20 protein-coding genes are annotated in these 20790 nt (G+C 58.6%); 6 read left to right on the forward strand and 14 right to left on the reverse strand.

What is annotated here, in order from left to right; translation table 11 throughout:
* Positions 1-99: 99 nt before the first annotated feature.
* The gene (locus ACA043_RS22665) at positions 100-291 is read right to left on the reverse strand and encodes a CsbD family protein (protein WP_187679725.1); all 192 of its coding nucleotides are present in this window, start codon (positions 289-291) and stop codon (positions 100-102) included.
* 198 nt (positions 292-489) lie between these two features.
* On the opposite strand from ACA043_RS22665, the gene ACA043_RS22670 reads away from it, so the two are divergent.
* Complete coding sequence (locus tag ACA043_RS22670; protein ID WP_095188066.1) at positions 490-867, forward strand: hypothetical protein; 378 nt, start codon at positions 490-492, stop codon at positions 865-867.
* Positions 868-1026: 159 nt separating this feature from the next.
* Here ACA043_RS22670 and fadD1 read toward each other — a convergent pair whose 3' ends face one another.
* On the reverse strand, positions 1027-2724 hold the full coding sequence (gene fadD1, locus ACA043_RS22675) for a long-chain-fatty-acid--CoA ligase FadD1 (RefSeq protein ID WP_401267960.1): 1698 nt from the start codon (positions 2722-2724) through the stop codon (positions 1027-1029).
* Positions 2725-3072: 348 nt separating this feature from the next.
* Positions 3073-4761, reverse strand: a complete 1689-nt coding sequence (gene fadD2 / locus ACA043_RS22680; RefSeq protein WP_187679727.1) for a long-chain-fatty-acid--CoA ligase FadD2 — start codon at positions 4759-4761, stop codon at positions 3073-3075.
* 239 nt (positions 4762-5000) lie between these two features.
* Between fadD2 and ACA043_RS22685 the strand changes: the two genes are divergently transcribed.
* Entirely contained in the window at positions 5001-5945 is a 945-nt protein-coding gene (locus ACA043_RS22685) for an alpha/beta hydrolase (protein WP_489878899.1), read from the forward strand.
* A gap of 42 nt (positions 5946-5987) precedes the next feature.
* Positions 5988-6458, forward strand: a complete 471-nt coding sequence (locus tag ACA043_RS22690; protein ID WP_003227420.1) for a MaoC family dehydratase — start codon at positions 5988-5990, stop codon at positions 6456-6458.
* 123 nt (positions 6459-6581) lie between these two features.
* Here ACA043_RS22690 and ACA043_RS22695 read toward each other — a convergent pair whose 3' ends face one another.
* A complete protein-coding gene (locus tag ACA043_RS22695; RefSeq protein WP_401267951.1) occupies positions 6582-7049 on the reverse strand; it encodes a ferritin-like domain-containing protein in 468 nt (155 codons plus the stop codon).
* A 204-nt stretch (positions 7050-7253) separates the two neighbouring features.
* Between ACA043_RS22695 and ACA043_RS22700 the strand changes: the two genes are divergently transcribed.
* Together ACA043_RS22700 and ACA043_RS22705 are read left to right on the forward strand one after the other, a co-directional pair.
* On the forward strand, positions 7254-7490 hold the full coding sequence (locus ACA043_RS22700; protein WP_003227425.1) for a DUF3820 family protein: 237 nt from the start codon (positions 7254-7256) through the stop codon (positions 7488-7490).
* A gap of 31 nt (positions 7491-7521) precedes the next feature.
* Positions 7522-8703: an aminotransferase class V-fold PLP-dependent enzyme gene (locus tag ACA043_RS22705; RefSeq protein WP_489878897.1), complete on the forward strand. Its 1182-nt coding sequence runs from the start codon at positions 7522-7524 to the stop codon at positions 8701-8703.
* Positions 8704-8708: 5 nt separating this feature from the next.
* On the opposite strand, the gene ACA043_RS22710 is transcribed toward ACA043_RS22705, so the two are convergent.
* The 4 genes from ACA043_RS22710 to zwf all read right to left on the reverse strand — a co-directional run bounded on the left by ACA043_RS22710 (position 8709) and on the right by zwf (position 12456).
* Positions 8709-9434 carry an intradiol ring-cleavage dioxygenase gene (locus tag ACA043_RS22710; RefSeq protein ID WP_497657968.1) on the reverse strand — a complete coding sequence of 242 codons (726 nt, stop codon included), beginning with the start codon at positions 9432-9434 and terminating at the stop codon, positions 8709-8711.
* A gap of 172 nt (positions 9435-9606) precedes the next feature.
* The gene (locus ACA043_RS22715) at positions 9607-10272 is read right to left on the reverse strand and encodes a bifunctional 4-hydroxy-2-oxoglutarate aldolase/2-dehydro-3-deoxy-phosphogluconate aldolase (RefSeq protein ID WP_008082815.1); all 666 of its coding nucleotides are present in this window, start codon (positions 10270-10272) and stop codon (positions 9607-9609) included.
* 17 nt (positions 10273-10289) lie between these two features.
* Positions 10290-11003 carry a 6-phosphogluconolactonase gene (pgl, locus tag ACA043_RS22720; RefSeq protein ID WP_401267943.1) on the reverse strand — a complete coding sequence of 238 codons (714 nt, stop codon included), beginning with the start codon at positions 11001-11003 and terminating at the stop codon, positions 10290-10292.
* Positions 10990-12456: a glucose-6-phosphate dehydrogenase gene (gene zwf / locus ACA043_RS22725; protein ID WP_187679733.1), complete on the reverse strand. Its 1467-nt coding sequence runs from the start codon at positions 12454-12456 to the stop codon at positions 10990-10992. The genes pgl and zwf overlap by 14 nt, the downstream gene beginning before the upstream one ends.
* 225 nt (positions 12457-12681) lie before the next feature.
* On the opposite strand from zwf, the gene ACA043_RS22730 reads away from it, so the two are divergent.
* The gene (locus ACA043_RS22730; protein WP_171057240.1) at positions 12682-13542 is read left to right on the forward strand and encodes a MurR/RpiR family transcriptional regulator; all 861 of its coding nucleotides are present in this window, start codon (positions 12682-12684) and stop codon (positions 13540-13542) included.
* 126 nt (positions 13543-13668) lie between these two features.
* On the opposite strand, the gene ACA043_RS22735 is transcribed toward ACA043_RS22730, so the two are convergent.
* The 6 genes from ACA043_RS22735 to ACA043_RS22760 form a co-directional block, all read right to left on the reverse strand.
* Positions 13669-14523 carry a D-hexose-6-phosphate mutarotase gene (locus ACA043_RS22735; protein ID WP_305439395.1) on the reverse strand — a complete coding sequence of 285 codons (855 nt, stop codon included), beginning with the start codon at positions 14521-14523 and terminating at the stop codon, positions 13669-13671.
* Positions 14524-14810: 287 nt separating this feature from the next.
* Positions 14811-16160, reverse strand: a complete 1350-nt coding sequence (locus ACA043_RS22740) for a carbohydrate porin (RefSeq protein WP_489878894.1) — start codon at positions 16158-16160, stop codon at positions 14811-14813.
* Between the two features lie 192 nt (positions 16161-16352).
* On the reverse strand, positions 16353-17513 hold the full coding sequence (locus ACA043_RS22745; protein WP_489878893.1) for an ABC transporter ATP-binding protein: 1161 nt from the start codon (positions 17511-17513) through the stop codon (positions 16353-16355).
* A gap of 2 nt (positions 17514-17515) precedes the next feature.
* Positions 17516-18361 carry a carbohydrate ABC transporter permease gene (locus tag ACA043_RS22750; RefSeq protein ID WP_187679737.1) on the reverse strand — a complete coding sequence of 282 codons (846 nt, stop codon included), beginning with the start codon at positions 18359-18361 and terminating at the stop codon, positions 17516-17518.
* Positions 18354-19262: a carbohydrate ABC transporter permease gene (locus ACA043_RS22755; protein ID WP_187679738.1), complete on the reverse strand. Its 909-nt coding sequence runs from the start codon at positions 19260-19262 to the stop codon at positions 18354-18356. Before ACA043_RS22755 ends, ACA043_RS22750 begins: the two co-directional genes overlap by 8 nt.
* 112 nt (positions 19263-19374) lie before the next feature.
* Positions 19375-20676 (reverse strand): ABC transporter substrate-binding protein, encoded by a 1302-nt coding sequence (locus ACA043_RS22760; RefSeq protein ID WP_497657969.1) that lies wholly within the window; start codon positions 20674-20676, stop codon positions 19375-19377.
* Positions 20677-20790: the final 114 nt, after the last annotated feature.

Raw genomic sequence — 20790 nt, forward strand, 5'->3', positions numbered from 1 at the left:
CGGTAGCCTACTTGGCGACCAGTGGTGGGCCAGCGCAGGGCTTAGACACAAAAACGGCCATCCTTGGATGGCCGCTTCTGTTTTTCGTTCACAACGCAATTACGCCTTGTCGACGGTTTTCTTCACTGCATCTTTGGCTTTGCCAACGGCTTGCTGGGCTTCGCCTTTTTTCTCTTGAATCTTGCCCTCAGCTTGCAGCTTGGTGTTGTCGGTGGCTTTACCGACGCCTTGTTTGACGTTGCCGACTGCTTCGTTGGCCATGCCTTTTACTTTATCGCCTGTGCTACTCATGGTGTTTCTCCTTGGTGCAATTAGGGGGAAAAGTCAGTACGTAATGATTGACCGGCGGGGTTTGCGGCGAGTTTCATTTATTTTCAGCGGCTCATTTCGTCGCGGCGTGCAGGTTGGGCTTTATGTTTGCGAGCGTTGCCTTGAGAATGCGCTCCATATGGGCGCCATGCGCCAGAGAACCGATCCCGCAGGAATGTTATGAAACTCGATAAAAAGCAGGCCATTGCCCGTCGAAACCAGGAACTGGGCGGCGCTGTGCTCGGCAGCAACAACTGCCACTTCGCCGAACTGAACCGCAATCGCAACATCTGGTGGTTCGACCTGCCGGTGACGCGCCTGGCCGTTGGTCAGTACGAGTGGATTCACCTGCTGATGCACACGCCGGCCACCGACGAACTGCTGCACTTGAAAGTGCCGACGGTGTTTCTGCGTGAAAAGCTTGAGGGTCTGGTGATTCGCAACGAGGGCAAGCGCAAAGCCGCGCTGAGCCTGGAGTTGAGTGCGGACAAGGATTCGTATCTGCAGGACATGCGTCCGGCGGGGACCAACGTGAACTTCGCGCCGTTTCGTCAGTGAGACTTGATCGTTCCCACGCTCTGCGTGGGAATGCCGCCTCGGGCGCTCCGCGACCACCACTGCAGGGACGCAGAGCGTCCCGGGATGCGTTACCACGCGGAGCGTGGGAACGATCAAAGATCTTCAATAAAAAGCCCCGCATCTGCGGGGCTTCTTGTTTTACGCGGCGTTCTTCGCCTTGATCTTCTTCAGCTCTTCATCACGCAACTCACGGCGCAGGATCTTGCCGACGTTGGTGGTCGGCAGCGCATCACGGAACTCCACCGAGCGCGGCACCTTGTAGCCGGTGACGTTGGCGCGCATGTGATCCATCACCTGCTCTTTGGTCAGCGTTACGCCCGGTTTGACGACGATGAAGATCTTGATTGCCTCGCCCGACTTCTCGTCCGGGACGCCAATGGCCGCGCACTGCAACACGCCCGGCAAGGTCGCCAGCACGTCTTCCAGTTCGTTCGGATAGACGTTGAAACCGGAGACCAGAATCATGTCTTTCTTGCGATCGACAATGCGCATGTAGCCGTCCGGCTGGATCAGTGCAATGTCACCGGTCTTCAGCCAGCCGTCGCTGTCGAGCATTTCATCGGTGGCTTCCTGACGCTGCCAGTAGCCCTTCATCACTTGCGGGCCCTTGACGCACAGTTCGCCGATTTCACCCAGCGGCTGCTCGACACCGGCATCGTCGATGACTTTGCACAGGGTCGACGGCACCGGAATGCCGATGGTGCCGATCTGGATGTGCTGGATCGGGTTGACCGTGGCCACCGGACTGGTTTCGGTCATGCCGTAACCTTCGCAGATGGCGCAACCGGTCACGTCTTTCCAGCGTTCGGCAGCGGCCAGTTGCAGGGCCATGCCGCCGGACAAGGTGACCTTGAGCGCGGAGAAATCCAGCTTACGGAAGCCTTCGTTGTTGCACAGCGCCACGAACAGTGTATTCAGGCCGACGAAACCGCTGAACTTCCACTTCGACAGTTCCTTGACCATCGCCGGCAGATCACGCGGGTTGCTGATCAGGATGTTGTGGTTGCCGATCAGCATCATCGCCATGCAATGAAAGGTGAACGCATAGATGTGGTACAGCGGCAGTGGCGTGATCAGGATCTCGCAACCTTCATTGAGGTTGGACCCCATCAGCGCCTTGCACTGCAGCATGTTGGCGACGAGGTTGCGGTGGGTCAGCATTGCGCCTTTGGCAACGCCCGTGGTGCCGCCAGTGTATTGCAGCACCGCGACGTCACCGCTGTCCGGGTTGGCTTCAGCCACAGGCTGACCCTGGCCCTTGCTCAGCACATCGTTGAACTTGACGGCTTTTGGCAAGTGATAGGCCGGCACCATCTTCTTCACGTACTTGATGACGCTGTTGATCAGCAAGCGCTTGATCGGCGGCAGCAAGTCGGCGACTTCAGTGACGATGACGTGTTTGACGCCGGTTTTCGGCACCACGGCTTCGGCCAGGTGCGCCATGTTCGCCAGGCACACCAGCGCCTTGGCACCGGAGTCGTTGAATTGGTGTTCCATTTCCCGCGCGGTGTACAGCGGGTTGGTGTTGACCACGATCAGCCCGGCGCGTATCGCACCGAAGACAGCGACCGGGTACTGCAGAACGTTGGGCAGTTGCACGGCGATTCGATCACCGGGCTGCAAATCGGTATGCTGTTGCAGATACGCGGCAAATGCACCGGACAATTCGTACAACTCACCGTAGGTGATTGTCTTGCCCAGGTTGCTGAAAGCCGGTTTGTTGGCGAAGCGTTGGCAGGATTGCTTCAACACTGCCTGAATGTTCGGATACTCGTCTGGATTGATCTCGGCAGCAATGCCAGCCGGGTATTTATCCTTCCAAAAGTCTTCGATCATGGAAGCCCACTCCTCAGCAACGCGAATTCTTCACCGCATTTGATGCGATTATTATTGGTGTGTGTTTTGTATTGGTGAATCTGGCTTTTACAGAGGCCGAGAAGTCACAAAGCGCGCCGAGAGTAGCAGCTTTGCCGAGGGTCGCCTAGAGCCAAAAGCGGCCCCTACAGTCACATTGATGACTCAAGACTATCTAGCAGTCATTTTAGAGCAAAAATCCTATATCACCTTGGAAACCCCGGTTTTCCGGGTCGTCCAAGCAAAAGATCGCAGCCTTCGGCAGCTCCTACAGGGAACACATTCCAATGTAGGAGCTGCCGAAGGCTGCGATCTTTTCGCTTCTGATCTTCAGGCGATGTCGCGCAACTCACGCCGCAGAATTTTCCCTACAGGCGTCATCGGCAACGACTCACGCAACACTATGTGTTTCGGCACCTTGTACGCCGTGAAATTCTCTTTGCAGTAAGCCTTCAGCTCTTCAAGACTGACACCGCTTTCCCGCGCCACCACAAACAGCTTCACGGCCTCCCCCGAACGTTCGTCCGGCACGCCGATCACCGCACAGTTGGCGACTTTCGGGTGGGCCATCACCACGTCTTCGATCTCGTTGGGGTACACGTTGAAACCGGAGACGATGATCATGTCCTTCTTGCGATCGACGATGCGCACAAAGCCGTCCGGTTCGATCACCGCGATGTCGCCGGACTTGAACCAGCCCTCGGCATCCAGCACTTCGGCGGTGGCTTCGGGTTTGTGCCAGTAGCCTTTCATGATCTGCGGGCCCTTGATGCACAACTCGCCCCGCTCGCCCAGTGGCTGCTCGACGCCGTCATCGTTGATGACTTTCAACAGCGTGCCCGGCACTGGCAAGCCAACCGTGCCCAGACGCGACTGGTCGCCGTATGGGTTGGTGCAGGCAACCGGCGATGTTTCGGTCAGACCATAGCCTTCGGTGATACGGCAACCGGTGATTTGCTCCCAGCGTTCGGCCGTGGCTTTCACCAGCGCAGTGCCGCCGGAGTTGGTCAGTTTCAGGCTGGAGAAATCCAGGGTCTTGAAATCCGGGTGCTCCATCAGCGCGACAAACAGCGTGTTCAAGCCGAGTAATGCGGAGAAGCGCCAGTTCTTCAGCTCCTTGATGAACCCGGCAATGTCTCGCGGATTGGTGATCAGCACGTTGTGGTTGCCGGAAACCATCATGCACATGCAGTTCGCGGTGAAAGCATAGATGTGGTACAGCGGCAGTGGCGCGACCATCACTTCCTGGCCTTCACGCAGCAATGGCTGGCCATCAGGCCCCAGTTGCGCGAGACAGGCGCGCACTTGCTGCATGTTCGCCACGAGATTGCCATGCGTGAGCATCGCGCCCTTGGCCAGCCCGGTGGTGCCGCCGGTGTATTGCAGCACGGCGATGTCGTCGAGACCGACTTTCAATGGCTTGATGCCCTGCCCCCGACCCAGACGCAACGCGCTTTTGAAAGAGACCGCCTGCGGCAGCGAATACGCCGGCACCATCTTCTTCACCTTGCTGACGACGGTGTTGACCAGCCAGCCTTTGGCGGTAGGCATCAGGTCGCCCATCTTCGCTTCGATCAGGTATTGAATATCGGTGTCGGCCAGCACTTCCTGGACTTTCTGGCCGAACATGTTCAGGTACACCAGCGCCCGTGCGCCGGAGTCCTTGAACTGATGGCGCATCTCCCGCGCGGTGTAGAGCGGGTTGGTGTTGACCACGATCAGCCCGGCGCGCAAGGCGCCGAACACGGCAATCGGGTAATGCAGGATGTTGGGCATCTGCACCGCGATGCGATCCCCCGGCACCAGATCGGTATGTGCTTGCAGATAACCGGCGAAAGCGGCGCTCTGGCGTTCGAGTTCGGCGTAAGTCAGGGTCACGCCCATGTTGCTGAACGCCGGGCGATCCGCGAACTTCTTGCAGGAACGCTCGAACACCTCGATCACCGACTTGAACTCAGCCATGTCGATGTCCAGCGGTACGCCGGCCGGGCGTTTGTCATTCCAGAAATCAGGTTGCATTGTTCTTGTCCTCTTTACCTGAGCCGATCCGGGGCCGCGTTTCTGTCATTTCTCGTTCATCCCTTGAATACAGAAAGCAAAAAGCGGAGCTTCACGGACACTAGCAGTTATGGCCAATCAGGCAAATACGGCTAAAGCCGTCATTGATCGTGTGAATCTTCCTGCCGTGGCGTGGGCTGATCAGACGGCGGACGACAGATGCGCTATACACTGTTTCGACTATGAGCAAAGGAATCGCCATGATCCACGACACCCTATGGCTGGACGCGAGTGACCGCAGTCGCCTCTTCGTCAATCAGTGGTTGCCGGCCACTCCGCTGAAGGCCGTGATCCTGCTGGCCCACGGCATGGCCGAGCACAGCGCGCGATACCAGCGGCTGGCAGAGCGGTTCTGCGCCGAAGGTTACGGCGTGTACGCCCCGGACCTGCGTGGACATGGCAGAACTGCCGATAACGGCACTCTCGGGCATTTCGCTGACGATGACGGCTGGTGCAAAGTCGTCGGTGATCTGGCCAGCCTCAATCAATACATAGGCCAACAGCACCCCGGCGTGCCGATCATTCTGCTCGGGCACAGCATGGGCAGCTACCTCGCCCAAGGCTATCTGTTGCACCACAGCGCCAGCCTGCACGGGGCGATTCTCAGTGGCTCGAACTTTCAACCGGTGGCGCTTTATGGCGCTGCGCGGCAGATCGCCCGCCTGGAAAAACTGCGCCAGGGTGGCAAGGGTCGCAGCGCGCTGATCGAGTGGTTGTCGTTCGGCTCGTTCAACAAAAAATTCAAACCGGTGCGTACGCCGTTTGACTGGCTAAGCCGCGATCCGGCCGAAGTCGACCAGTACGCTGCCGACCCGCTGTGCGGCTTTCGCTGCACCAATCAACTGTGGATCGACTTGCTCGGCGGCTTGCAGCAAATCAGCAAAGCGTCCACTCTCGCCCAGATCGCCCCGGGCCTGCCGCTGCTGGTGATTGGTGGTGAATGTGATCCGGTGAGCGAGGGCAAGCGTCTGACAGATCTGGCCAATGCCTTGCGCACCGCCGGCAGCCAGAACCTGCAACTGAAGATCTACCCGCAGGCGCGGCACGAATTGTTCAACGAAACCAATCGCGACGAAGTGATCACCGATGTGCTGGCCTGGATCGACCAGGCCCTGAGCCATCCGCGCCCTCAACGTAGCGAATAATTTTTTGTGGATTCATTTGATCCATCACAGGAATCAAGACCGATGACCCAGGTTACCAACATCCCTTACGAAGCCCTCGAAGTCGGCCAGACCGCCAGCTACAGCAAGACTGTCGAAGAGCGTGACATTCAGTTGTTCGCCGCGATGTCCGGCGACCACAACCCGGTGCACCTGGACGCCGAATTCGCCGCCGCCAGCATGTTCAAGGAACGCATCGCCCACGGCATGTTCAGCGGCGCGCTGATCAGTGCTGCGGTGGCTTGCGAACTGCCTGGGCCGGGCACTATTTATATCGGTCAGCAGATGAGCTTTCAGAAGCCGGTGAAGATTGGCGACACACTGACGGTGCGTCTGGAAATTCTCGAGAAGCTGCCGAAATTTCGCGTGCGCATTGCCACTCGCGTGTTCAATCAGCGTGATGAGTTGGTGGTGGATGGCGAGGCGGAAATTCTTGCGCCACGCAAGCAGCAAACTGTGACGCTGCCGACGTTGCCGGCGATCAGTATTGGCTGATTGATTGCGTCAAACAAAAGTGGGAGCGAGCCTGCTCGCGAAGAGGTCGTGTCAGCAACATCATCGTTGCATGACACACCATATTCGCGAGCAGGCTCGCTCCCACAGTTTTTTCAGTGACGCTTACGAGCGTGCGCGAGCCTGGTTACGCAGGGCTTTCACCTGATCGTGATTGCGCTGTACGCCGTGATACTGGCGTTCAACCAGGTCACGAATACCCACCAGGTTGTGCTTGTTGATTTTCTCCATGGCTTCACGATAAGCCTTCAGCGCATGGTCTTCACCGCGCTCGGCTTCGTTCAGTACAGCCTCTTCGTCCTTGCCGGTGAACATGGCTTTGACGTCTACCCAACGGCGATGCAGGTCACCGCTGACGCTGGTGGAAGTTTCCGGATCGCCGCCGAGTTTACGCACTTCAGCTTGCAGTTCAGCAGCGGCAGTGGCGCAATCGGCAGAGCGGGACACAAACAGGGTTTTCAGTTCTGGATGCTTAATGTCTTCAGCGCAAGTCTTAAACCCTTCCTGACCGTCCTTGCTGGTTTCAATCAGGTCATTGAGTACAGAGATGGCTTCTTTATTCATGTCGGTCATTTTTCAATTCCTTGCGATCGATGGAAGATGCAAGGGATATTGCAGTGAGCGTGCCAGCTTTTTATTCTGAAATAATTCGTTATTTATCAATAGCTTAAATATAAAGGAACTATCTGTATCACGGTTATTTGCATGATCTGTCATTTGGCCTGCATGCAGAATGCCTGTATTTTCCAGTTTGAATTGAATCCAGACCGAAACTCGATGAATCCTGAAAAACTCGAACTGCTGATCACCCGCGAAATGCCCTTCGGCAAGTACAAAGGCCGGATCATTGCCGACCTGCCAGGCCCTTACCTGAACTGGTTCGCCCGCGAGGGATTTCCCCACGGTGAACTCGGTGGCTTGCTGGCATTGATGCAGGAAATCGACCACAACGGCTTGTCTGATCTGCTTGAACCGCTGCGCGCCAAACACGGCAAACCTGCTCCGCGCCACTGAAGCGCCCTCCTCTATAGAGTTCAGCCCGATCATGCCCGATAACACCCGCCGCGCCCGTGACGAAGCCTTCTGGCAGACGTTCACCGATCGTTACGACGTTCATCCCGGCCCAGTGAACCTGGAAAACGGTTACTTCGGCCGCATGTCGCGCACGGTGATCGAGGAGTACCAGCGCAACATCGAACTGATCAACAACAGCAACTCGGTGTATGTGCGCCAACGCTTCGAACAACACGACAACCTCGACATTCGCGCGCAACTGGCCGAACTGATCGGTGTGCGCGCGCAAAGCGTCGCCTTTACCCGCAACGCCACCGAAGGCCTGCAATCGCTGATCCGCAACTACAACCGCTTGCAGCCGGGCGACCAGGTGCTGATCTGCGATCTCGAATACGACACGGTCAAGGGCGCCATGCGCTGGCTGGCACGGCAGCGCGGCGTCGAGGTGATCGAGATCAGCCACACGCACCCGGCCAGTTTCGACAGCCTGCTGGAGACGTATCGCGAGACATTCATCCGCCATCCGAAACTGAAGTTGATGGCGCTGACCCATGTCACCCATCGCACCGGCCTGGTGATGCCGGTGCAGGCAATCGCAACACTGGCCAAGGAACACGGCGTGGACATCATCCTTGACGGCGCCCACGCCCTCGGCCAGATGGAGTTCAATCTCGAAGCGCTGGGCATTACCTTCGCCGGCTACAACCTGCACAAATGGATTGGTGCACCGCTGACTCTCGGCTTTCTCTATATCGCCCCGCAACGTCTGGCCGATATCGATCCGGACATGGGCGAGATGCACTATCCAGCCAATGACATCCGTGCGCGTACGTCTTACAGCACGCCGAACATTCCAGCACTGATGACCTTGCCGCTGGTGTTCGAGGAGCACCGCTCCCTGGGCGGCGCCGCAGCCAAAGGTGCGCGGCTCAATTACCTGCGCAATCTGTGGGTCAGCGCCGTGCGGCACTTGCCGGGCATCGACGTCATGACCCCGGACGATCCACGGTTGTATTGCGGGATCACGTCAATGCGTTTCACCCGCCACGACAATCAACAGGCGATGGCAGAACGTTTGCTCAACGACTACAACCTGTTCACCGTAGTGCGCAACGGTGCAGCGTGCGGCCCATGCATCCGCATCACGCCGGGACTGACGACCACAGCCGACGACATGCAGTTGCTGACCCGTGCGCTCAACGCACTGCGCTGAGCCGCTTATACGGTGTATTTGTCGAAATCCTCGGGTTTGATCTGCGACGACGCCGCAAAAGTATCGATGCCGATGGTGAGGTGGCCGAAGAACCCATCATCGTAAGAATCGCGACCAATGGGCCAGACAGTCAGTGTCGACGCTTCACCGTTCATGCTGGCATACAGGTCGTCCTCGGCGTTGTTGCGTGGCAACGAAGCACGGCCGCGATAGGCTTTGGCATTGAGCACCGAGCGAGAGACGACCTCGGGAAAGTACAGCTGACCGACCCAGGCCACATTGCGCTCTTCCAGGTATTCGCTACCGGCCGCGATGCGCACCGCGACATGAATGTGCAGCGCACGACCGGCATAGAACCCCGGATAAATCGTGGTAAATCGCGCCTGCCCTCGATGGTCACAGAACTGACTGCCGCGCAGATAAGTGTCATCGTCGGTGCGCGGGATCGAACCGATTGTTTCGGCATCGGCTTCCAGATCCGGATTGATCCGACTCCAACCCGAGTAAGCGCCTCGCGCGTTGCAGTGCCAGATGTCCACCAGGGCGCCACTCACCGGCTCACCCGTCATGGCATCGACAATGGTCAGGCGCAGGACCAGCGGCAAGCCTTCGGCTCCTTCGCTGATGTTGCGACGCAACAGTTTTGGATTGCGAAAATACGGCCCGGGAATTTGCTCGGGGGCCAGTTGGTACACCGATTGCGTTGAGGGTGAAGCGGGATCTCGATCCATGACACATGCTCTCTTCCATAAGAAGAGCGCAGATTAGCGGCGGGGAAAAGTCAGCGTGCGGTAACTATGTATCGAGCAATGTATCCGCAACTTTTTCAGGGCAAAAAAAAACGGTGCACCGACCAAGCGCACCGTAAAGCCGTAGAACACACAACGAAGTGTCGGATAAAAATCAGTCCAGCAGCGCCAACGCCTCGGCGGTGCATTCCTGAATGCGGGCCCAGTCGCCGTTCTTGATCCACTCCGGATCCAGCATCCAGCTACCGCCCACGCACATGACGTTTTTCAGCGCCATGTAGCTCTTGATATTGGCAGGGCCAACGCCACCGGTCGGGCAGAATTTCACTTCGCCAAACGGGCCGCCGAGGGCCTTGATCGCTGCCACGCCACCGCTGACTTCAGCCGGGAACAGCTTGAAGCGGCGATAACCCAGACCGTAGCCTTCCATGATGCCGGAGGCGTTGCTGATACCCGGCAACAGCGGAATCGGGCTGTCGACGCTGGCTTCAAGCAGGTCACGGGTGATGCCCGGGGTAACGATGAATTGCGAACCCGCCGCTTCGGCCGCTGCGAGCATGTTGCGATCGAGCACGGTGCCGGCGCCGGTCATCAGTTCCGGGCGCTGGTCGCGCAGGATCTGGATCGCCTTGAGGCCGAATTGCGAACGCAGAGTCACTTCCAGTGCAGTCAGGCCACCGGCGGCCAGAGCGTCGGCCAGTGGCAGCACGTCCTGTTCGCGAGCGATGGTGATCACCGGCAGGATCCGCGCCTTGGCACAGAGGCTGTCGATCAGGGCAACTTTGTCCGCCATGGAAACGGTCGGGGATGGGGTTGTCATAGCGGCTGTTCCTTGGCTCATGGGCACCAGTAAATCTCTAACGTGGGTTGCAGAAACGCGCGAACCGGCATGGCAGCGACGTCGTCGGACGCCAGCGCGGCATTCAGGGTGGTCAGTTTCGATTGACCGGAAATCGACAGAATCTTGTGCTTGGCCGAAGCCAGTAGCGCACGGCTCATGGTCAGGCGCTGACGCGGCACGCTCGGTGCCAGCATCGGCCAGCAACGGCGCGTGCCGTCGGCTTGCAGCGCTTCAGCGAGGTTCGGGCTGTCAGGAAACAGCGAAGCGGTGTGACCGTCGTCGCCCATGCCCAGCACCAGTACGTCAATCGCTGGCAGTTCCGCGAGCAAGCGGTCGGCGTTTTCCGCTGCCTGTTCCACATTCGCCGCAGCGCTGTAGAGGCTGAGGAACTGTGCCTTGGCTGCCGGACCTTTGAGCAGATACTGCTTGAGCAGACCGGCATTGCTGTCGGCGTGTTCGACCGGTACCCAGCGCTCATCGGCGAGGGTCACGACGACCTTCGACCAGTCCAGTTCCTGTTTGGCCAAGTGCTGGAAAAACGCCACCGGGCTGCGCCCGCCGGACACCACCAGCACTGCGTTGCCGCGTGCCGCAATGGCATCGCCGAGCTGCTTGGCAACGTTCAGCGCCAGACCTTCGGCCAACAGCACCGGGCTCTTGAATTCGTGAGCGTTCACGCCCGCAGGCAGTTTCACATCAGATATCGCCATACCACGACCTCCCGTCCCGCGTGATCAATGCAATGGAGCTCATCGGCCCCCACGACCCGGCCGCATACGGCTTGGGCGCGTCACCGGATTTTTTCCACCCGGCGATCAGCTGGTCACACCACTTCCACGCGGCTTCGATTTCATCTTTACGGACAAACAGGTTCTGATTGCCGTTCATCACTTCCAGCAACAACCGCTCGTAGGCATCGGGGATCCGCGCGCTACGCCAGGTGTCGGAGAAATTCAGTTGCAGTGGGCCGCTGCGCAGTTGCATGCCTTTGTCCAGGCCCTGCTCTTTGGTCATCACGCGCAAGGAAATGCCTTCGTCCGGTTGCAGGCGGATGATCAGTTTGTTGCTGATCTGCAGGCGCTGCTCGGGGGCGAAGATGTAGTGCGACGGTTCCTTGAAGTGGATGACGATCTGCGACAGTTTCTGCGGCATACGCTTGCCGGTCCGCAGGTAGAACGGCACACCGGCCCAACGCCAGTTGCGGATGTCGGCACGCAGGGCGACAAAGGTTTCGGTGTCGCTCTGGGTGTTGGAGTTCGGTTCTTCGAGGTAACCCGGTACGGATTTGCCTTCGCTGTGGCCAGCGATGTATTGACCGCGCACCACTTGGGTGGTCAGACCTTCCGGGCTGATCGGCGCCAGGGCCTTGAGCACTTTTACTTTTTCGTCACGGATGCTGTCGGCGGACAGGTCGGCCGGCGGGTCCATGGCGATCAGGCAGAGCAGTTGCAGCAGGTGATTCTGAATCATGTCGCGCAGCTGGCCGGCCTTGTCGAAGTAGCCCCAACGGCCTTCGATGCCGACCTTCTCGGCCACGGTGATTTCCACGTGGGAGATGTAATTCTGGTTCCACTGGGTTTCGAACAGGCTGTTGGCGAAACGCAGGGCGATCAGGTTTTGAACGGTCTCTTTGCCCAGGTAGTGATCGATACGGTAGGTGCGGTTCTCCGGGAAGAACTGCGCCACGGCATCATTCACTTTGCGCGAGGATTCGAGATCGGAGCCGATCGGTTTCTCCAGCACTACGCGGGTGTTTTCCGCCAGACCGACTTTCGCCAGGTTCTCGCAGATCGCGCCGTATACCGCCGCCGGAGTGGCGAAGTAAGCAATCATGCGTTGCGCGCTGCCGGCCATTTCGGCCAGTGCGACGTAATCATCAGCCTTGAGGAAGTCGACGTGCAGGTAAGTCAGGCGAGCGAGAAAGCGCTCGGCAACGGCTTCGTTCAGTTCTTTGCCGACGTAGCGGCGCAGTTCGGCGGCGATGAACGCCATGTGCTCTTGCTCGGAACCCGCTTCACGGGCCAACGCGATGATGCGCGTGTCCTCGTGCAGCAGGTCGGCGCCGTCAAGGTGATAAAGGGCTGGAAACAACTTGCGCAGGGCGAGATCGCCAAGAGCGCCGAACAAGGCAAAGGTGCACGGTTCAACCGTAATCGAAGGCATGATGTTTGTTCTTTTATCAAGTTAAGCTACAAATACCTTTTTTCAAGGCATCACTCAAGGGAAAATGTAGTAATAACCACAACATTTTCGCAAAATACAGATTCCGAGTGGTGGTCGGTCGGAGCCATCAGTAGGATAGGCCACCGTTACCGGCCATATCAAAGGCCCAATTTGCATAGCCCGGCGCACTTTGCGCAGGTGAATTAGGAATTCCATATGGACCGCGTGCGAAATTTACTGGAACAGATCCAGAGTCGCCTTGAAGACCTGAACAAGGCCGAACGCAAAGTCGCCGAAGTGATCCTGCTCAACCCGCAGCAGGCCACCCGCTTCAGCATCGCCGCCCTCGCCCAGGCAGCCTCGGTGAGCGAACCGACGGTCAACCGTTTCTGCCGTTCGTTCGGCGTCAGCGGCTACCCCGAACTCAAGTTGCAACTGGCCCAGAGCCTGGCCAGCGGCGCGGCGTATGTCAGCCGCGCGGTCGAGGCCGATGACAATCCCGAAGCCTATACACAGAAGATTTTCGGCAGCGCCATCGCTTCGCTCGACAGCGCCTGCCAGGCACTCGACCCGAACCTGATCAGCCGCGCCGTCGACCTGTTGATTCAGGCCCGACAGATCCACTTCTTCGGCCTCGGTGCGTCAGCTCCAGTGGCTCTCGACGCGCAGCACAAGTTCTTCCGTTTCAACTTGGCGGTGACGGCGCATGCCGATGTGCTGATGCAGCGAATGATTGCTTCGGTGGCACACACCGGCGAGTTGTTCGTGATCATTTCCTACACCGGCCGCACCCGTGAGCTGGTGGAAGTGGCGCGCATTGCTCGGGAGAACGGTGCTTCGGTGCTCGGCCTGACGGCGGAGAATTCGCCGTTGGCCAAGGCGAGTACCTTGAGCCTGAACATTCCGCTGCCGGAAGACACCGACATCTATATGCCGATGACTTCGCGGATCATTCAGTTGACGGTGCTGGATGTGCTGGCGACGGGGATGACGCTGCGTCGCGGGGTGGATTTCCAGCCGCATTTGCGCAAGATCAAAGAGAGCTTGAATGCGAGCAGGTATCCGGTGGGGGATGAGTTCAACTGATCCAAAATCTCGGCTGACTGATCCACCCTCTTCGCGAGCAGGCTCGCTCCCACATTTGGAATGCATTTCCCTGTGGGAGCGAGCCTGCTCGCGAAGAGGCCAGCCGATTCACCGCATGGCTTCGGATCAGGCCGCAGCCCACGCCTGCAAACTCAAATGCGCCTTCTCCCCCGGCGCCAGATGCAGGCTATCGGTCCCACCCGCGGCTGCCTCAACACAGACAAACTCCGTGACCTCATCCCAGCTCACGCCCAACAACGGCCGCGACCCGGGATGCCACACCACCGTATCGCCACTGTCGCCAGTATCAATGCACAACTCGCGCTGCCAGGCGTGATCCTTGAGCTGCAATTCGCCGTCATGCTGGAACACCCGCTGACAGCCGCCATCGACCCGCAACTCACCTTCCTGCTGGCAAGCCTGGCGGTTCAATTGGTCATAACCCTGCGCGCCTTCGAGGCCAGACAGCGCTATCTCACCAACATCGCCAATACGCCAGTAAGCGTGCAAAGCCTGGCTCAACTGGCAAGGCATGTCGTCCTGATGCTCGGTGCTCAGACGTAATTCCATGCGCTCACCGAGGTGAGCGTGCAGGTCGACCTGCCAGTCGCATAACTGCAATTGCCAGTGCAGTCGCACGCCATCCTCGGCGCTGCTGCTGTCGAGCAGTTTCCAGTCGAGCAATCGTGCCCAACCATGGGACGGCCAGGCATTTTCGCTCGGATGGCGGCCATACCACGGCCAGCAGACCGGCACACCACCACGAATGGCCCCAACATGCGGCCACTTCGCCGCACACCACAACCACGGTTTTTGCCCGCGCGGCTGAAAGTGCAGCAACTGCGCGCCCTGACGACTGAACACCGCCTGACACAGCGGGTGATCGATCACCAACACGTCGCGCATCTGATAGCGCTCCCAGGCGAACACCGGTTGTTCGCGCAGGGATTTGAAAAAGCGTTGTAGCGGATGCTCATGCATTGGCCACGATCCTGAAAATCATTGGGGTACTCAATTACCTTTGTGCCCAGTGAGAGTGAACACTGTGGCGAGGGGATTTATCCCCGATGGGGCGCGGAGCGGCCCTGAACCAATTGCATACGGTATGTCAGGGTGAAAACGGTTGCAGGTCTGGGGTCGCTTCGCAACCCATCGGGGATAAATCCCCTCGCCACAGGTATATCACCGGACGGCTATCGCAAAAAAAAGCGGACAGCCTTGGCTGTCCGCAAATATGCGCACATAGAGAGGAGCTTACCGCAGACGCGTTAGAACACGGTCTGAATTTTCAGACCGGCGACCAAAGCGTTGTCCACGGCATCCACACCGCCCGGATGGGTGATGTATTGCAGGTTAGGACGTACGGTCAGCCAGTTGGTGACATGGATGCCGTAGTTGAGCTCGTAGTTGTATTCGGTTTCACGAATCGGCGAGAACACCGGATTGTCGTAGTCCGAAACACCGTTAGACACGTTGAGCAGCTCGGCGTTTTTCTTCACGTCATCATTGACGTGGATACGGGCGGCGCCGATACCGATGTCATCCTTCGGACGGGCGTCGAACGGGCCTTTGTAGACAAACATCACCGACTGGTAGTTGTCGATGAAGTTGGTGTCCTTGTCGTGGAACGTGGCGTTCGCCGCGATGTTCAGACCGCGCGAGGCGTCACCGTTGTGGCTGGTGAGTTGCTGTTGCGCCACGAACCAGTAGCCGCTTTTGCTGCTGTGGGTCTTGTAGGCGTTGCCAGTAGTGGCAGCGTCGAAACCATTGATGTCTTCACGAACATCATCAGCATCCGCCGTGCTCTTGTAGTAACCGACGCGGTATTCGCCCGGCAGGCTGTTGACCTTCGGCGACCAGACCAGCTCGACCGGCAACACGGTGCCTTTGGTGCCGCTGCCGCTGAGTTTGAAGCCGTTGCCGTGTTCCAGCTGCGACGGGTTCTGGTTGTACGCGCCGATCTGCGCGTAGAGCTCGTCGTTGATGTTGTACTTCACGCGGATCGCGGCTTGGCTGACAGGCCAGTTGTACCAGATGTTGGTGGCCCAGTTACCGACCTGGGAACCGCAGAACGCCAGGTTCTGGAATTCGCACGGGAAGGTGTTGAAGTCTTCGCCTTCACCGAAGTAACCGGCCTTGACGTCGAGCTTGTTGTCGAAGAACTGGTGCTGAATCCACAACTGGGTCAGACGTACCATGTGGCCACGGCCGTAAACTTCCTGAGACGAACTCAAGGTACCGGCACGCGGATCGCCCACGCGGTCGTTGGAGATGTTTTGACCGTTACGGTTGGTCAGTTGGATCTTGGCCTGGGTGTTGTCCCAGCCCCACAGCTTTTGCAGATCCAGTGCCACGCCCAGACCGAACTGGTCGCTGTAGCGGCCGGTCTTGTCGTCGTTGTAGCCGCCGTTCAGGTTGGCGCCCATTTCACCGACGTAGTCCGCCTTGATGTCGATACCCTGCTCGATCAGCTTGGTCCGCTCGCCACCCCAGTCGCCGGTCATCCATTTCGAATCGGAACTGAAGGCATCCGCTGCCATCGCATTGCCGGCCAGCACCAATGCCGCCGCAGCTGACACTTGGCAGATCAACCGGGCATTGACGTGTTTCTTTTTCATCCCTACATCCTCGTCTTTATTTTTATTAACTGTTTTTATCTAACGCGGTTTACATAAAGTGCAGCATCGAACCCTGTGGCGAGGGGATTTATCCCCGATGTTCTGCGCAGCAGACCCGGCTTCTGGGGCCGCTTCGCGACCCATCGGGGATAAATCCCCTCACCACAAAAGTTTGCTCACACATGTTGATATTCAGCGGCCTTTGAACTGGGCAACGTTCGCAGACCGCGCATCGGTCTGCGGTTGGCCGGCAACACCCAACCGCTCGCCAGTCTTGGCATCGAACAACAAAACTTTCGACGGATCGAATTGCAGCGTCAGGCTCTCGCCCACCTGCGGTGCCACGTCCGGTGCCAGACGGCAGCAGACCTTGGTGTCGTTGAGGTTGACGAACACCAGAGTGTCCGGACCGGTCGGTTCAGTGACCTGAACTTCAGCGCGAATGCTCGGCAGGCCATTGCCCTCGCCGTTCGCCAGTACGATCTGTTCCGGGCGCAGGCCGAGGATCACTTCGCGATCTTCGAGACCGGCGTCCTGCATACCCATTGGCAACTCGCAACGCGCCTGGCCGCTGTCGAGCAGCGCCAGCAGACGACCGTCCTTGCGTTGCAGCCGCAACGGGATGAAGTTCATCGGCGGCGAACCAATGAAACTCGCCACGAACAGGTTGGCCGGGTCGTTGTAGATCTCTTTTGGCGTACCGAACTGCTGAATGATGCCGTCCTTCATCACCGCCACTTTGTCGCCCAGGGTCATCGCTTCGATCTGGTCGTGGGTCACGTAGACCGTGGTGGTTTTCAGGCGCTGGTGCATCAGTTTCATTTCGGTGCGCATCTCGACGCGCAGCTTGGCGTCGAGGTTGGACAGCGGTTCGTCGAACAGATAGATCTTCGGCCGACGCGCCAACGCACGGCCCATCGCCACACGTTGTTGCTGACCACCGGAGAGCTGGCCCGGCTTGCGGTTGAGCAGGTGTTCGATCTGCAACAGCTTGGCCACGCGGGCGACTTCTTCGTCGATCGCCGACTGCGGCATCTTGCGAATCTTCAGACCGAACTCGATGTTCTCGCGCACGCTCATGGTCGGGTACAGCGCGTAGGACTGGAACACCATGGCGATGTCGCGATCCTTGGGGCTCATGCCGCTGACGTCCTGGTCGCCGATCATGATCGCGCCGCCGGTGATGGTTTCCAGGCCGGCGATGCAGTTCATCAGGGTCGACTTGCCGCAGCCCGACGGGCCGACGAGGATCAGGAACTCACCGTCCTTGATCGACAGTTCGATGTTCTTCAGGGTGTCCGGCAGGCCGGCACCATAGGTCTTGTTTACGTTGCGAAGTTCGAGCGTAGCCATGATTACCCCTTGACTGCGCCGGCCGTCAGCCCGCGCACGAAATACTTGCCTGCGACCACATAGACCAGCAGGGTCGGCAGGCCGGCGATCATCGCCGCTGCCATGTCCACGTTGTATTCCTTGGCGCCGGTGCTGGTGTTGACCAGGTTGTTCAGCGCCACCGTAATCGGCTGCGAATCACCGCTGGAGAACACCACACCGAACAGGAAGTCGTTCCAGATCTGAGTGAACTGCCAGATCAGGCAGACCATGATGATCGGCGTCGACATCGGCAGAATGATCCGGCGGAAAATGGTGAAGAAACCCGCGCCATCGAGGCGTGCGGCTTTCACCAGCGCATCGGGAATGCTCACGTAGTAGTTACGGAAGAACAGCGTGGTGAACGCCAGACCGTAAACCACGTGGATGAACACCAGACCAGTAGTGGTGCTGGCCAGACCCATCTTGCCGAGGGTGAACGAGGCCGGCAGCAGCACGGTCTGGAACGGCAGGAAGCAGCCGAACAACAACAGACCGAAGAACAGTTGCGAGCCACGGAAACGCCACATCGACAGCACGTAACCGTTCAATGCACCGATGGCGGTGGAGATGATTACGGCAGGGACGGTGATCTTGATCGAGTTCCAGAAGTAGCCATCAACCGTGGCCCAGGCCTTGACCCAGCCGATGCCGCTGACCACGGTCGGCCAGCTCAGCAGGTTGCCGGTGCTGATGTCTTCCGGGGTCTTGAAGCTGGTCAGCAACATGACCACCAGCGGCACCAGATAAAGGAACACGGCGAAGATCAGCACCGCGTAAATCGCGATGCGACTCAGGCTGATCGCAGGTTTGGCAGCGAGACTAGTCATTGCGCTTGGTCCTCAGCTCGGAATACAGGTAAGGCACGATGATCGCGAGAATCGCACCGAGCATCAGAATCGCACTGGCCGAGCCCATGCCCATCTGGCCGCGACTGAACGTGAACGAGTACATGAACATCGCCGGCAAATCAGAGGAATAACCCGGGCCACCGGCAGTCATCGCGGCAACCAGGTCGAAGCTCTTGATCGCGATGTGCGCCAGAATCATTACCGCACTGAAGAACACCGGACGCAGACTTGGCAGCACCACTTTCCAGTAGATCGTCGGCATGCTCGCGCCGTCGATCTGCGCGGCACGGATGATCGACTGATCAACCCCACGCAGGCCGGCGAGGAACATCGCCATGATGAAGCCCGAGGCTTGCCAGACAGCGGCAATCACCAGGCAATAGACCACGCGATCAGGGTCGATCAGCCAGTCGAGACGGAAGCCTTCCCAGCCCCAGTCACGCAACAATTTGTCCAGGCCCATGCCCGGGTTGAGCAGCCATTTCCACGCGGTACCGGTGACGATCATCGAGAGCGCCATCGGATACAGGTAAATGGTGCGGATGAAACCTTCGCGGCGGATACGCTGGTCGAGGAACACCGCCAGCAACACGCCGATCACCAGGGTGATGCCGATGAACATCCCACCGAACAGGGCGAGGTTCTTGCTCGCGACCCACCAGCGATCGTTGTCGAACAGCCGCTGATACTGCGCCAGGCCGGCCCACTTGTAGTTGGGCAGGAACGTCGAAGTGGTGAACGACAGAATGAACGTCCACAGGATGTAGCCATAGAAGCCCACCAGCACGATGAACATGCTCGGCGCCAGCACCAGTTTTGGCAGCCAGCGTTGCAATGCATCGAACGGCGAGGCCTTGCTGAACACAGCAACAGAACTCATGGGGGAATCCAGTACAGGGGATTAGGGTTGCATTTGGGTTCCCTGTGGGAGCCCGCCTGTGGTGAGGGGATTTATCCCCTCACCACAGGCTCACTCCTACAGGGGCCAAGCATTACTTGGCCGACTGAATCGCCGCGCCGAGTTTCTTGGCCGCATCGGCCGGGTCGGCTTTCGGGTCGTTGATGTAGTTGGTCACTACGTCAAAGAACGCGCCCTGCACCGCCAGCGTGGTCGCCATGTTGTGCGCCATGCTCGGTTGCAAACCACCGGACTTGGCGTCTGCCAGGAAGTCCTTGGCAGCCGTCTGCGCGCAGGAGTCGAAGCCGAGTTTCTCCATGTCGTTCAACATGTCGATACGAACCGGGATCGAGCCTTTGTTGATGCTGAAGACCTTCTGGAAGTTTTCACCCAGCACGACCTTGGCAATGTCCTTCTGACCCGCGGCAGTGCCGGCGTCTTTCTGCTTGAACACAGCGAGGGAGTCGATGTTGTAGGTGAACGCCTTGTCGGTGCCCGGGAAAGCTACGCACTGGTAATCCTTGCCGGCGATTTTCTTCGCGGCAGTCCATTCGGACTTGGCCCAGTCACCCATGATCTGCATGCCGGCCTTGCCGTTGATGACTTTGGCCGCCTCCAGGTTCCAGTCCTGACCTTTGCCGTCAGCGTCCATGTAGGTCGCGACTTTCTTCAGCTCGGTCAGGGCCTTGACCATTTCCGGGCCGGTCAGCGCTTTGTTGTCCAGATCGACCAGGGCTTTCTTGTAGCCATCAACACCCATGACCGACAGCACAACGGCTTCGAACACGGTGCTGTCCTGCCATGGCTGACCGCCGTGGGCCAACGGAATGAATCCCGCAGCCTTGAGCTTGTCGCCAGCGGCGTAGAATTCTTCGAGGGTGGTTGGCGCTTTTTCGATGCCGGCTTTCTTGAAGACTTCCGGGTTGATCCACAGCCAGTTCACGCGGTGAATGTTCACCGGCACGGCCACGTAATCACCGTCGTACTTCACGGTGTCGGAGACTTTCTTGTCGAGCAGGCTGTCCCACTTCTCTTCTTTGGCAACGTCTTTCAAGACGTCGGTGTCGAGCAGGCCAGTCGACGCCCATTCCTGGATGTCCGGGCCTTTGATCTGGGCAACGCCCGGTGGGTTGCCTGCAACGGCACGGCTTTTCAGCACGGTCATGGCAGTTGCACCGCCACCACCGGCGACAGCACCGTCTTTCCAGGTGAAACCGTCTTTTTCGACTTGAGCCTTGAGCACATCAACGGCAGCTTTTTCGCCACCGGACGTCCACCAGTGCACGACTTCGACCGAACCTTTGGATTCGGCAGCGGAAACACTGAGAGGCAGAATTGCGAGCGGGAACAGGGAGGCGACAGAAATGACAGTAGCGAGGCGAGAAATCGCATTCATCTGAGATGTACCTTTCTTGTTGTTATGCATTGCAAGTCTGGTGCTTGCGCTGCACAGGAGTTTAAACAGGACGTTTGCCTTCGCAGGTAACGAAGGGACGCGCGAATGTCACCA

The organism is Pseudomonas sp. LBUM1648 (assembly GCF_059716145.1).

Bases quoted from the DNA above. Each gene is read 5' to 3' on its own strand.
- ACA043_RS22665 (WP_187679725.1), bottom strand. From the start codon at position 291: ATGAGTAGCACAGGCGATAAAGTAAAAGGCATGGCCAACGAAGCAGTC.
- ACA043_RS22670 (WP_095188066.1), top strand. From the start codon at position 490: ATGAAACTCGATAAAAAGCAGGCCATTGCCCGTCGAAACCAGGAACTG.
- fadD1 (WP_401267960.1), bottom strand. From the start codon at position 2,724: ATGATCGAAGACTTTTGGAAGGATAAATACCCGGCTGGCATTGCTGCC.
- fadD2 (WP_187679727.1), bottom strand. From the start codon at position 4,761: ATGCAACCTGATTTCTGGAATGACAAACGCCCGGCCGGCGTACCGCTG.
- ACA043_RS22685 (WP_489878899.1), top strand. From the start codon at position 5,001: ATGATCCACGACACCCTATGGCTGGACGCGAGTGACCGCAGTCGCCTC.
- ACA043_RS22690 (WP_003227420.1), top strand. From the start codon at position 5,988: ATGACCCAGGTTACCAACATCCCTTACGAAGCCCTCGAAGTCGGCCAG.
- ACA043_RS22695 (WP_401267951.1), bottom strand. From the start codon at position 7,049: ATGACCGACATGAATAAAGAAGCCATCTCTGTACTCAATGACCTGATT.
- ACA043_RS22700 (WP_003227425.1), top strand. From the start codon at position 7,254: ATGAATCCTGAAAAACTCGAACTGCTGATCACCCGCGAAATGCCCTTC.
- ACA043_RS22705 (WP_489878897.1), top strand. From the start codon at position 7,522: ATGCCCGATAACACCCGCCGCGCCCGTGACGAAGCCTTCTGGCAGACG.
- ACA043_RS22710 (WP_497657968.1), bottom strand. From the start codon at position 9,434: ATGGATCGAGATCCCGCTTCACCCTCAACGCAATCGGTGTACCAACTG.
- ACA043_RS22715 (WP_008082815.1), bottom strand. From the start codon at position 10,272: ATGACAACCCCATCCCCGACCGTTTCCATGGCGGACAAAGTTGCCCTG.
- pgl (WP_401267943.1), bottom strand. From the start codon at position 11,003: ATGGCGATATCTGATGTGAAACTGCCTGCGGGCGTGAACGCTCACGAA.
- zwf (WP_187679733.1), bottom strand. From the start codon at position 12,456: ATGCCTTCGATTACGGTTGAACCGTGCACCTTTGCCTTGTTCGGCGCT.
- ACA043_RS22735 (WP_305439395.1), bottom strand. From the start codon at position 14,523: ATGCATGAGCATCCGCTACAACGCTTTTTCAAATCCCTGCGCGAACAA.
- ACA043_RS22740 (WP_489878894.1), bottom strand. From the start codon at position 16,160: ATGAAAAAGAAACACGTCAATGCCCGGTTGATCTGCCAAGTGTCAGCT.
- ACA043_RS22745 (WP_489878893.1), bottom strand. From the start codon at position 17,513: ATGGCTACGCTCGAACTTCGCAACGTAAACAAGACCTATGGTGCCGGC.
- ACA043_RS22750 (WP_187679737.1), bottom strand. From the start codon at position 18,361: ATGACTAGTCTCGCTGCCAAACCTGCGATCAGCCTGAGTCGCATCGCG.
- ACA043_RS22755 (WP_187679738.1), bottom strand. From the start codon at position 19,262: ATGAGTTCTGTTGCTGTGTTCAGCAAGGCCTCGCCGTTCGATGCATTG.
- ACA043_RS22760 (WP_497657969.1), bottom strand. From the start codon at position 20,676: ATGAATGCGATTTCTCGCCTCGCTACTGTCATTTCTGTCGCCTCCCTG.